Genomic DNA, 2,227 nt, shown 5'->3' on the forward strand with positions numbered 1-2,227 from the left:
AAACTGGGAAGCCTAGGGTTTTTTGTTATCAAAGGCAAGGTCAACGAGATGGAAAATCAGTTTGTAGATACAGTAAGGCAGAAGCTTGCAGAGGAAGCAGGGGCAGCGAAGTCGAGCGCTTCAGTGGTATAAGGGTTTGGGGGAGGTGAGAGGATGAAAAGCTTTGAGGTTGTTTTTCCAGAGAGAATAGAGCAAGCAGCTTCAGCTTTGAAGGATGCTGGTGAGGAAGGAAAAGCTATTGCCGGTGGCACAGCCCTCTTGGTACTTATGAAAAACAAACTTTATTCTCCCAAATACCTGGTGAGCTTAAGGAAAATCGATGAGCTCAAAAGACTGGCCTATACACCTGGCATCGGACTTACTATCGGCTCAGGCGTCACAGAACACGAGCTTGAGGCTGCCCCTTTTGTGAGAGACAAATTCCCCGTCATAGCTCAAGCTGCCCATGCAATCGGCAATGTCCGAATTCGAAATGTAGCTACCATTGGCGGCAACTTGGCTCATGCAGATTACCAGTGCGATCCTCCGGCTGCGCTAATAGCTATGGGTGCCGAGGTGAAGTTATATGGCCCCGATGGGGAACGTACTGTAGCCCTAGAAGACTTTTTCCTGGGTCCTTACGAAACTGTCTTGCGCCGTGGTGAGATTATCACCCAGATCCTGGTTCCGGATCCCCCTCAAGGTGCCAGAGGGCGTTATTTTAGATTTACTTCAGGGTCTGCTGCTGACCGACCTTGTGTTTCTGTTGCCGTATGCCTGGCATTTGAACAAGGAGTTTGCTCCTGGGTTAGGGTAGCGCTGGGGGCTGTAGCGCCAACACCAATACGGGTTAGGGAAATCGAAACCCTTTTAGAGGGAAAAGTTCCCGATCGCAGGCTTATAGATGAGGCTGCTCAGATTGCCAGTGCCTCCTGCGAGCCCCTTAGCGACACGCGTGGCACCGACTGGTATAAGAGAGAAATGGTCAGGGTCCTTGTCCAGCGTAGTCTCCAGAGCCTAATAAGCGATGCTGGATGCTAGCCTTGCTAGGGAGGTGGAGAGGTTGAGCTATCAGTACATTGGTCAGTCCCAGGTTAGGTCAGATGGTATAGAGAAGGTTACCGGGCGCGCTTCTTATGTTTACAATATGGAAGTTCCTAACATGGTTCACGCTAGAGTGGTACGTAGCTTGGTACCCCATGCCCGAGTTAAGAGCATCGATGTCAGCAAAGCAACTAAGCTCCCCGGGGTACTTCTAGTCTTTACTAGGGATGACATTGATGCCGGCATTTATCCTTTCTTTGGACCGGTCGTCCATGATCAGGCAGTTGTTGCAATCGACAAGGTGCGCTATGTCGGCGACATTGTAGCGGCGGTAGTTGCGGAAGATCCTGAAATTGCTGAGGAAGCCGTCGACTTAGTTGAGGTTGAATACGAGGAGCTGCCGGCGGTCTTCGATGCAGAAGAGGCCATAAAGCCTAGCGCTCCCTTGGTACACGAAAAGCTTAATCTTCCGCCTTGGGGATTCTCCGATGTTAGAGCCACACTCCATCCTGTTGAGGGGACCAACATAGTTAATCACTTTCGGGTCCGACGGGGCAATGTGGAGCAAGGTTTTGCGGAAGCGGATTACGTCTTCGAGGACACTTATCGGCTTCCTGCCGTTCAGCATTGCCCCCTGGAGCCCCATGCTACCATTGCTAGATACGAGGCCGACGGCAGTCTTACGGTTTGGTCGAACACCCAGACCCCATTTATAGTCCAAGCACAAGTAGCCCAGACTTTGGGCATTCCTCAGAATAGGGTCAGGATTATAGTTCCTTTTTTGGGTGGTGGCTTTGGGGCTAAAACTTACCCCAAACTCGAACCCTTGGTGGCAGTATTGGCTCTCAAAACCGGAAGGCCGGTTAAGCTGACCCTGACGAGGGAGGAAGAGTTCATAACTATTACCAGGCATGCCGCTACGGTATCAATAAAGACCGGTGTTAAGAAGGATGGAACCATAACTGCCCGGCAAACTAAGATTCTTTGGAATACCGGCGCCTATGCCGATATTGGCCCACGGCTGTCGAAGAACGCAGGTTACGCCTCTGTAGGGCCCTACCGCATTCCCAACGTTTGGGTCGATTCCTACTGCGTGTATACGAATATGCCGCCGGCAGGAGCGCTTCGAGGTTACGGCATTCCCCAGGTGTCGCTGGCCTACGAGACCCAAATGGACAAGATTGCTCGTGAACTCGGCTATGAT

2 protein-coding genes are annotated in these 2,227 nt (G+C 51.5%); both read left to right on the plus strand.

What is annotated here, in order from left to right:
• Window positions 1-153 precede the first annotated feature (153 nt).
• Complete coding sequence (locus H5U02_15220) at window positions 154-1,020, plus strand: xanthine dehydrogenase family protein subunit M (GenBank protein MBC7343771.1); 867 nt, start codon at window positions 154-156, stop codon at window positions 1,018-1,020.
• A 22-nt stretch (window positions 1,021-1,042) separates the two neighbouring features.
• Window positions 1,043-2,227 (plus strand): molybdopterin-dependent oxidoreductase (locus H5U02_15225; protein ID MBC7343772.1); only part of this gene is annotated, 1,185 nt, incomplete at its 3' end.

The sequence above is a fragment of the Clostridia bacterium genome (genome assembly GCA_014360065.1).
Taxonomy (GTDB): domain Bacteria; phylum Bacillota; class DSM-521; order Neomoorellales; family JACIYF01; genus JACIYF01.

Excerpts from the sequence above, each read along its gene's own strand:
- H5U02_15220 (MBC7343771.1), top strand. The coding sequence starts at position 154 with ATGAAAAGCTTTGAGGTTGTTTTTCCAGAGAGAATAGAGCAAGCAGCT.